The sequence below is a fragment of the Streptomyces sp. XM83C genome (assembly GCF_023072675.1).
Taxonomy (GTDB): domain Bacteria; phylum Actinomycetota; class Actinomycetes; order Streptomycetales; family Streptomycetaceae; genus Streptomyces; species Streptomyces thermocoprophilus.
Map to the genome: position 1 here is coordinate 1 of NZ_JALLGL010000316.1, position 6745 is coordinate 6745.

A 6745-nucleotide genomic window follows, 5' to 3' on the forward strand; every position below is an offset into this window, starting at 1 on the left:
CCCACGCCCCGCCTCCGGTGCGTTCCCCGCGCCCTGCCCCTTCAGGGCTCGCACCGGAGGCTCCCGCCGTTTTGTTCCGCTCCGAAACAATAGGTACGGTCGTGCCCCGTCCGCAGGACGGTCGGTCGGTGGCCGACCGCCCGGAGACGGTTAGGCTCTAGTCGCTAGGCACACCAAGCCGAGCGCTCACAGCGTCACATCCAAGAAGGAGAAGCTCGTGCCGTCCATCGACGTCGTCGTAGCCCGGGAAATCCTGGACTCCCGAGGCAACCCCACGGTCGAGGTCGAGGTCGGCCTCGACGACGGCAGCACGGGTCGTGCCGCCGTCCCGTCCGGCGCCTCCACCGGTGCCTTCGAGGCCATCGAGCTCCGCGACGGCGACTCGAACCGCTACCTCGGCAAGGGTGTGGAGAAGGCCGTCCTCGCCGTCATCGAGCAGATCGGCCCCGAGCTGGTCGGCTACGACGCCACCGAGCAGCGCCTGATCGACCAGGCCATGTTCGACCTGGACGCCACCGACAACAAGGGCTCCCTCGGCGCCAACGCCATCCTCGGCGTCTCCCTCGCCGTCGCGCACGCCGCCGCCGAGGCCAGCGACCTGCCCCTCTTCCGCTACCTGGGCGGCCCCAACGCGCACCTGCTGCCGGTGCCGATGATGAACATCCTGAACGGCGGCTCGCACGCCGACTCCAACGTGGACATCCAGGAGTTCATGATCGCGCCGATCGGCGCCGAGTCCTTCTCCGAGGCCCTGCGCTGGGGCGCCGAGGTCTACCACACCCTGAAGAAGGTCCTGAAGAACAAGGGCCTGTCCACCGGCCTCGGCGACGAGGGCGGCTTCGCCCCGAACCTCGGCTCCAACCGTGAGGCCCTCGACCTCATCCTGGAGGCCATCAAGGAGGCCGGCTACACCCCCGGCGAGCAGATCGCGCTCGCGCTCGACGTCGCCGCGTCCGAGTTCTACAAGGACGGCGTGTACGTCTTCGAGGGCAAGAACCGCACCGCCGCCGAGATGACCGAGTACTACGCCGAGCTGGTCGAGGCGTACCCGCTGGTCTCCATCGAGGACCCGCTGTTCGAGGACGACTGGGAGGGCTGGAAGACCATCACCGCCCAGCTCGGCGACAAGGTCCAGCTCGTCGGCGACGACCTGTTCGTCACCAACCCCGAGCGCCTCGCCAAGGGCATCGAGGAGGGCGCCGCCAACGCCCTGCTCGTCAAGGTCAACCAGATCGGCTCGCTCACCGAGACCTTCGACGCCGTCGAGCTGGCCCAGCGCAACGGCTACAAGTGCATGATGTCCCACCGCTCCGGCGAGACCGAGGACGTCACCATCGCCGACCTGGCCGTGGCCACCAACTGCGGCCAGATCAAGACCGGCGCCCCGGCCCGCTCCGAGCGCGTCGCCAAGTACAACCAGCTGCTGCGCATCGAGGAGATCCTCGACGACGCCGCCGTGTACGCCGGCCGCAGCGCCTTCCCGCGTTTCAAGGGCTGACACCCGCGCGAAGCAGGCGTCGTACGTACGTCCCCGTACCCGGTCCCGTACCGTGTGCGGGGACGTACGCGCGTGTGAAGGGGAGGCCGGACATGGCGGTGAAGGACAAGGACCGCTTCTCCACCGCGACCAGGATCCGTCTGCTCGGCGAGCAGACCGCCGCCCGGGTCTACCGCTCACAGACCCGCCGCCAGGCCCGCCGCTCCCGCCTCACCGGCCGCGCGGCACTGCTCGCCCTGGTGCTGTGCTCACTGATCGTGGCGCTCGCCTACCCGATAAGGCAGTACGTCTCCCAGCGCGCCGAGATCGCCGACCTGGAGCGGCAGAAACAGCAGGCCAAGGAGCGCGTCGAACAGCTCCGCGACCTCAAGGCGCGGTGGCAGGACGACGCCTACGCCGAGCAGCAGATCCGCCGCCGGCTGCACTATGTGATGCCGGGCGAGACCGGATACGTCGTCATCGACCCGGCCGCCACCAGGACCGAGCCCGCCGACAGCCGGGCCGCCGACCGCCCCTGGTACTCCAACGTCTGGGACGGCGTCGACAAGGCCGACGCCGCCGACCGCTGATCCCGCGCCGCACCACCACGTCAAGGACCGACAGAAAGACAGGCATGGACACGCCCCCGCCGACCACCCCGCGCACCGAACCCACAGACGCGGACGTCGACGCCTTCAAGCAGCAGCTCGGGCGCCCGCCGCGCGGCCTGCGCGCCATCGCCCACCGCTGCCCCTGCGGACAGCCGGACGTCGTCGAGACCGCGCCCCGCCTCCCCGACGGCACCCCCTTCCCGACGCTGTACTACCTGACGTGCCCGCGCGCCAACTCCGCGATCGGCACGCTGGAGGCCGACGGCGTGATGAAGGAGATGACCGAGCGGCTGCGGCGCGACCCCGAGCTGGCCGCCGCCTACCGCGCCGCCCACGAGGACTACATCCGGCGCCGCGACGAGATCGAGGAGCTGAAGGGCTTCCCCAGCGCCGGCGGCATGCCCGACCGCGTGAAGTGCCTGCACGTCCTCGTCGCCCACTCCCTGGCCGCCGGGCCGGGCGTCAACCCGCTCGGCGACGAGGCCATCGCCATGCTCCCCGAGTGGTGGCGCAAGGGCCCCTGTGTGACCCCGACCAGCGAGGAGGACGCCAAGTGACCCGGGTCGCCGCCGTCGACTGCGGTACGAACTCCATCCGCCTGCTCGTCGCCGACGCCGACCCGGCGACCGGCGAACTCGTCGACCTGGACCGCCGTATGACCATCGTGCGGCTCGGCCAGGGCGTCGACCGCACCGGCCGGCTCGCGCCCGAGGCGCTGGAGCGCACCTTCGCCGCGTGCCGCGAGTACGCGGAGATCATCAAGAAGTACGGTGCCGCCGAGCACCTCCGCTTCGTCGCCACCTCCGCCTCCCGCGACGCCGAGAACCGCGACGACTTCGTCCGCGGTGTGGTGGACATCCTCGGCGTCGAACCCGAGGTGATCACCGGCGACCAGGAGGCCGAGTTCTCCTTCACCGGCGCCACCAAGGAACTCGCCGGCCGCGACCACCTGGAGCGGCCCTACCTCGTCGTCGACATCGGCGGCGGCTCCACCGAGTTCGTCGTCGGCGACGACCGTGTCCGCGCCGCCCGCTCCGTCGACATCGGCTGCGTCCGTATGACCGAGCGCCACCTGGTCTCCGGCGGCAAGGTCACCGACCCGCCCACCGAGGAGCAGATCGCCGCGATGCGCGCCGACATAGAGGCCGCGCTCGACCTGGCCGAGCAGACGGTGCCGCTGCGCGAGGCACGCACCCTCGTCGGCCTCGCCGGCTCGGTGACGTCGGTGTCGGCGATCGCACAGGAGCTGCCCGAGTACGACTCGGCCCGCATCCACCACTCCCGCGTCTCCCGCACGCAGGTCCGCGAGATCACCGAACGGCTGCTCCACTCCACCCACGCCGAACGCGCCGCGATCCCCTCCCTGCACCCCGGCCGCGTCGACGTCATCGCGGCAGGTGCCCTGGTCCTCCTGTCGATCATGGACCGCATCGCCGCGGAGGAGGTCGTGGTCAGCGAACACGACATCCTCGACGGGATCGCGCACAGTTGCGCCGCCGAGGTGCGCTGAGGCGGTGCCGGGCGGGGCGTCACAGGTTGCGGTGGACGTCCCGCCGGCCGCCCACCTTGACCACGAGGACGACGAGTTCGCCATCGTTGATCTGGTAGGCGATCCGGTAGCTACCGACCCTGAGCCGGTAGAGGCCCGACGGGCCGGTGAGCTTCTTGACGTCGGCGTCCTGGCGGTACGGGTCGTCACCGAGTGCGGTCAATGCGGTCAGGATGCGCATGGCGTCGGGTCGGCTGATCGCCCGAAGCTGACGCTGTGCCGCCGTGGTGAACCGGAAGGCGTACTTCACGCAGTCTCGCCGTCCTGCTCGGTGAACAGGTCCGCCAGCAGTTCCGCCATGGTCACGGTGCTGCCTCCCTCGGTCAGTACCGCCTCGGCCTCGCGCGCCAGCATGACATCGGCCGCTTCTTCCAGCGCTTCGAAATCCGAGATCGGGACCACGGCCGCCACCGGTGCGCCGTTGCGCGTGATGACGGTCGGGATGCCCTCCTCGGCCCGGTTGATGTGATCGGCGAGGTGCGCGCGGGCTTCCCGTACGGTCACGGTGTTCTCAGCCATGCGGACAGTGTACGCGTCAGCGTGTACACGGCGCGCCCGTGAGGGAAGCGCGCCCGTGAGCCATGCTTGACGGCATCGCCTGGAGCCGTGCCGTCGACGTGTGCTGAGGCGGTACCGGTACGGGGCGGTGCGGGTCGTCACCGAGTGCGGTCAACCGTGACCGTTTCGTCTGGGATGATCTTCTGTATGTGATTCGTCCTGGATGTGAGCGGTGCACGGGGTGCCGTCGAGCGCGGGCGGGGAGGAGTGGATGTGAGCGGCGCGGTGTCGGACGAGGAGATCGTGGCGGCCTGGCGGTCTCTGTATCCGCTGGTCGAGGAGCGGGAGCGGGCGGCGGCCGTGGTGGAGCGCCTGCGTGAGGCCACCGATCCCGGTGAGGTGGCCGAGCGGGACCGGTGCGGGGAGCGCATGGCGGAGCTGGACGAGCGGATCGTCCGCGGGGCGGCGCAGGCCCTGGACCGGATCGGGCTGTGGCATGTGGCGCGGCTGATCGACTCGGCTCTGGAAGACGCCTCGGCCTGAAGATCGGCGGGTCGCTCCGGGAGTGCGATCCCCCTGGTCAGCGGGTGACCGTTGAGCGGATCGGGGCACGGGTGAGCGGTGTCAATGGGCCTTCCGGTGACGGGCTGTCGGGAAAGTTCGTGAAGTTCTTCACAAGGAAATCCCTCTCCGAGAGCCCCCGGATGCCTTCGGATCCGCCCTTCGAGTGGCGAACTGGCCTTTGAACATGTTCAGAAGAGGGGGAACGGGCCCCTCCGGATCGCGTGCATCAGGGCCCGTTTCCGACCCCTCACGACCCCCTTCGAAGCCCAGAGAGGCAGCTCACGCGGCATTGACAACGGGGCGAAGCGGATCACGGTTCCCGCCGCGCACCATGATCTACATCACGCGGGCCGCGGAGTGTAACACAGGGCATGCGAATGCTTGTGAAGGGGCGCACGAACCACCCCCCTCGGACGGGTGGATACTCGATGCCATGAGCACCACGGAGCGTCCCAGGATCCTCGTAGTAGGCGGTGGGTACGTAGGCCTGTACGCAGCTCGGCGCATTCTCAAGAAGATGCGCTACGGCGAGGCGACCGTCACGGTCGTCGACCCCCGGTCGTACATGACCTACCAGCCCTTCCTCCCCGAAACCGCCGCCGGCAACATCTCCCCGCGTCACGTCGTCGTCCCGCTGCGGCGCGTGGTCCCCAAGGCGGAGGTCCTCACCGGCCGGGTCACCACCATCGACCAGGACCGCAAGGTCGCCACGATCGCCCCCCTGGTCGGCGAGGCGTACGAGCTGCCGTTCGACTACCTGGTCATCGCGCTCGGCGCCGTCTCCCGCACCTTCCCGATCCCCGGCCTCGCCGAGCAGGGCATCGGCATGAAGGGCGTCGAGGAGGCCATCGGCCTGCGCAACCACGTGCTGGAGCAGCTCGACAAGGCCGAGTCCACCACCGACGAGGAGATCCGCCGCAAGGCCCTCACCTTCGTCTTCATCGGCGGTGGCTTCGCCGGCGCCGAGACCATCGGTGAGGTCGAGGACATGGCCCGGGACGCGGCCAAGTACTACAAGAACGTGTCCCGCGAGGACATGCGCTTCATCCTCGTCGACGCCGCCGACAAGATCCTCCCCGAGGTGGGCCCCAAGCTCGGCCAGTACGGCAAGCAGCACCTGGAGTCCCGCGGTGTCGAGGTCTACCTCTCCACCTCCATGGAGTCCTGCGTCGACGGCCACGTGGTGCTGAAGAACGGCCTCGAGGTCGACGCCAACACCATCGTGTGGACCGCAGGCGTCAAGCCGAACCCGGCCCTCGCCCGCTTCGGCCTGCCGCTCGGCCCGCGCGGCCACGTCGACTGCGAGCCGACGCTCCAGGTCAAGGGCACCGACTACATCTGGGCCGCCGGCGACAACGCCCAGGTCCCGGACCTCGTCGGCCGCAAGGCCGGCAACGAGAACGCCTGGTGCCCGCCCAACGCCCAGCACGCGCTGCGTCAGGCCAAGGTGCTCGGCGACAACGTCCTCTCCGGCATGCGGGGCTTCCCGCAGAAGGAGTACAGCCACGCCAACAAGGGCGCGGTCGCGGGCCTCGGCCTGCACAAGGGCGTCGCGATGATCGTCATGGGCAAGATGAAGATCAAGCTCAAGGGACGTCTCGCCTGGTACATGCACCGTGGCTACCACGGTCTGGCCATGCCGACCTGGAACCGCAAGATCCGGGTCTTCGCCGACTGGACGCTCGGCATGTTCCTCAAGCGTGAGGTCGTCGCCCTCGGCGCCCTCGAGTCCCCGCGCGAGGAGTTCTACGAGGCCGCCAAGCCGGCCCCGGCGCCCGCGGCCCCCGCCGCGAAGACCGAGGAGAAGGCCAAGGCCTCCTGACCCTGGGTCGATCCTGGACAGCCCGAAGGGGCCGCCTGCCATCCGTGGTGCGGGCGGCCCCTTCGCCGTGCGGGCATGCGGGCCTGTGGGCGCGGGGCGGGCGTGGGCTCCAGCGCGTGGTCCTGCGGAGGGCTCCCGCGTGCCCGGAGGGGTGAAGGACGTACGAGTGGAGCGTTCCCGCCACGGCACCCCGCCCGCCGCGCCCCCACTGGCACCATCGCAAC

General features: G+C 70.0%; 8 protein-coding genes. 6 read left to right on the forward strand and 2 right to left on the reverse strand.

The genetic code is table 11. From position 1 onward, the window contains the following. The first annotated feature begins 217 nt into the window (after window positions 1–217). From eno to MTQ10_RS25735, 4 genes are all read left to right on the forward strand, one after another. A complete protein-coding gene (eno, locus tag MTQ10_RS25720; protein ID WP_247472546.1) occupies window positions 218–1498 on the forward strand; it encodes a phosphopyruvate hydratase in 1281 nt (426 codons plus the stop codon). Between the two features lie 92 nt (window positions 1499–1590). Beyond that, complete coding sequence (locus MTQ10_RS25725; RefSeq protein ID WP_247472547.1) at window positions 1591–2067, forward strand: FtsB family cell division protein; 477 nt, start codon at window positions 1591–1593, stop codon at window positions 2065–2067. A 44-nt stretch (window positions 2068–2111) separates the two neighbouring features. Continuing rightward, window positions 2112–2645 carry a DUF501 domain-containing protein gene (locus MTQ10_RS25730; protein WP_247472548.1) on the forward strand — a complete coding sequence of 178 codons (534 nt, stop codon included), beginning with the start codon at window positions 2112–2114 and terminating at the stop codon, window positions 2643–2645. Then, entirely contained in the window at window positions 2642–3598 is a 957-nt protein-coding gene (locus MTQ10_RS25735; protein ID WP_247472549.1) for a Ppx/GppA phosphatase family protein, read from the forward strand. Before MTQ10_RS25730 ends, MTQ10_RS25735 begins: the two co-directional genes overlap by 4 nt. A 19-nt stretch (window positions 3599–3617) precedes the next feature. Here the strand turns inward: MTQ10_RS25735 and MTQ10_RS25740 are convergent, their stop codons facing one another. Together MTQ10_RS25740 and MTQ10_RS25745 are read right to left on the reverse strand one after the other, a co-directional pair. Then, complete coding sequence (locus tag MTQ10_RS25740) at window positions 3618–3887, reverse strand: type II toxin-antitoxin system RelE family toxin (RefSeq protein ID WP_247472550.1); 270 nt, start codon at window positions 3885–3887, stop codon at window positions 3618–3620. Continuing rightward, window positions 3884–4156, reverse strand: a complete 273-nt coding sequence (locus MTQ10_RS25745) for a type II toxin-antitoxin system Phd/YefM family antitoxin (RefSeq protein WP_247472551.1) — start codon at window positions 4154–4156, stop codon at window positions 3884–3886. The genes MTQ10_RS25740 and MTQ10_RS25745 overlap by 4 nt, the downstream gene beginning before the upstream one ends. Window positions 4157–4408: 252 nt before the next feature. Between MTQ10_RS25745 and MTQ10_RS25750 the strand changes: the two genes are divergently transcribed. Then, window positions 4409–4678, forward strand: a complete 270-nt coding sequence (locus tag MTQ10_RS25750) for a hypothetical protein (RefSeq protein WP_247472552.1) — start codon at window positions 4409–4411, stop codon at window positions 4676–4678. A 454-nt stretch (window positions 4679–5132) separates the two neighbouring features. Further along, the gene (locus MTQ10_RS25755) at window positions 5133–6521 is read left to right on the forward strand and encodes an NAD(P)/FAD-dependent oxidoreductase (RefSeq protein WP_247472553.1); all 1389 of its coding nucleotides are present in this window, start codon (window positions 5133–5135) and stop codon (window positions 6519–6521) included. Window positions 6522–6745: the final 224 nt, after the last annotated feature.

What these genes read in the sequence shown, in the direction of transcription:
- MTQ10_RS25725 (WP_247472547.1), top strand. Translation starts at nt 1,591, where the DNA reads ATGGCGGTGAAGGACAAGGACCGCTTCTCCACCGCGACCAGGATCCGT.
- MTQ10_RS25730 (WP_247472548.1), top strand. Translation starts at nt 2,112, where the DNA reads ATGGACACGCCCCCGCCGACCACCCCGCGCACCGAACCCACAGACGCG.
- MTQ10_RS25745 (WP_247472551.1), bottom strand. Translation starts at nt 4,156, where the DNA reads ATGGCTGAGAACACCGTGACCGTACGGGAAGCCCGCGCGCACCTCGCC.
- MTQ10_RS25755 (WP_247472553.1), top strand. Translation starts at nt 5,133, where the DNA reads ATGAGCACCACGGAGCGTCCCAGGATCCTCGTAGTAGGCGGTGGGTAC.